Below are 1,657 nucleotides of genomic sequence, written 5' to 3'. Positions count from 1 at the left end.
TCGGCGGAACGAGCGATGACGCACCCGTCATTGTTCGATAGCACCACCACGGGTTTGCCCTCGAGTGCGGGATTGAAGATCCTCTCACAAGAGACGTAAAAGTTGTTCGCGTCGACGAGCGCAAGAGACGAGGCCTTAGACACGGTGCAAGCACCTCGTAACAACTCCCCAGATGACCAGCTCGCTCATCTCCTCCAGCACGATCTCCGGGTACGCCGAATTCTCCGGGACCAAACGCACGGAGCCGTCGGGATCAAGGCGGAGGCGTTTGACGGTGAGCTCGGTGTCGACTACGGCGACGACGACGCTACCGTCACGGGCATTCAGGGACCGGTCGACGATGATCTCGTCACCGTCCCAGATGCCGGCGCCGATCATGCTGTCGCCGCTGACCCGGACGATGAACGTCGCCGTCGGGTCCGTCATCAAGTGACGGTTCAAATCGACAGGACCGTTGTAGTAGCCCGTGGCGGGCGAGGGAAATCCGGCATGGACGGATTCCGGAGCGAACTGGGCGAACACCAGGGGGGTGTCCGGGTCTGCGGCAACGGACCGCGTCGAAACAACGATGGTGTGCACAAGGTGTCCTTTCGCTGAAGCGGGTGAAGCGGGTGAAGGTGGTGGTCAGACGGCCGACTCATCGTGATGACACGGCGGGTCAGCGGGCGGTGACGAGGGAGGCGAAGAACATGTGGGCGACCAGAGCGACGTCGATGCGGGCCTGCTCGCGGAGGCCGGCGAGGTCCTCGCCGTAGAAGGCGCGCAGATACAACGGGTGCAGGGCCATCTGAACGAACCGCTCTCCCAGCGGCGTTGCCGCCTCGAGGGTGCCTAACGTCGTGATCTCGGCTAGGCAGACGGCGATCGCCGCGGCGCATTGACTGAACCCGACGTGGCCGACCTCGACCGCTAGCTCCGGGAACGCGTCGGACTCGGCCGCGGTGACGAGCATCAGGTCGATACAGAACCGGGTCAGGGTCACGTCGGCCAGCTCGAGACCGGCTTTCACCAGACGCTCCTCAGCTGACCCCTCAGATTCCCCCACCGTGACCGCGCGGGCGAACTCCGCGGTGGAGCGGCGGATGACAGCGGCGAACAGATCCGGCTTGGTCGGGAACCGCCCGTACAGGGTCGTCTTTCCTGTCCGTGCAGCGGCGGCGACCTGATCGACGGTGGTCTTCGCGTATCCCTGGGTGAGGATGAGGGTGGTTGCGGCGTCGAGGATGCGCTGTTCCACCTCTCCCGCCTGATCGGCGCGAGGTCGACCACGCCGTGGCGGGTCAGGTTGGGGAGGAAATGTCATCGTCGGCCACGGTATCGGATCGACCATGCGGTCACCAGGCTGCCTCGTTCAGGTGGTCCACCAGCGGACGGACCGTGCTGAACGTCTCGACGACATCGGTCATCGACTCGGGTTCCTTCACGCGTGCGCATCAGAAAGAATTCAGATTTGAATCGAGGCTTGCCGGGTTTTGCGAAACGCATATCCCGGTGGATGCGCGAGATCGTGCGCCGTGGATCGGCATTCGCAGCAGCGAAACCTGCATTCTCCTTCTCAAACCCGGTAATTAAGGCGTGGGAAACATCGGTGAGGTTGGAGAGGACGTCGTTGTCGGCACCCCGGTTTCCCTCGAACCACTCCGTGGCGTTGTTCTCG

2 protein-coding genes and 2 pseudogenes are annotated in these 1,657 nt (G+C 63.4%); all 4 read right to left on the bottom strand.

The window, feature by feature from the left end; translation table 11 throughout:
• Positions 1 to 143, bottom strand: a pseudogene (locus JF66_RS22500) (DNA polymerase V subunit UmuC); the annotation flags it as partial.
• On the bottom strand, positions 136 to 525 hold the full coding sequence (locus tag JF66_RS18180; protein WP_035880227.1) for a LexA family transcriptional regulator: 390 nt from the start codon (positions 523 to 525) through the stop codon (positions 136 to 138). The gene JF66_RS18180 and the pseudogene JF66_RS22500, both read right to left, overlap by 8 nt.
• Positions 526 to 658: 133 nt before the next feature.
• On the bottom strand, positions 659 to 1,237 hold the full coding sequence (locus JF66_RS21945) for a TetR/AcrR family transcriptional regulator (protein WP_051973738.1): 579 nt from the start codon (positions 1,235 to 1,237) through the stop codon (positions 659 to 661).
• A gap of 239 nt (positions 1,238 to 1,476) precedes the next feature.
• Positions 1,477 to 1,657 (bottom strand): annotated as a pseudogene (locus tag JF66_RS25440) (DUF2461 family protein); the annotation flags it as partial.

Source organism: Cryobacterium sp. MLB-32, assembly GCF_000738085.1.
Classification (GTDB): domain Bacteria; phylum Actinomycetota; class Actinomycetes; order Actinomycetales; family Microbacteriaceae; genus Cryobacterium.
Note: the sequence above shows the minus strand (reverse complement) of the source record. Positions and strands in the feature narration are given on the sequence as shown.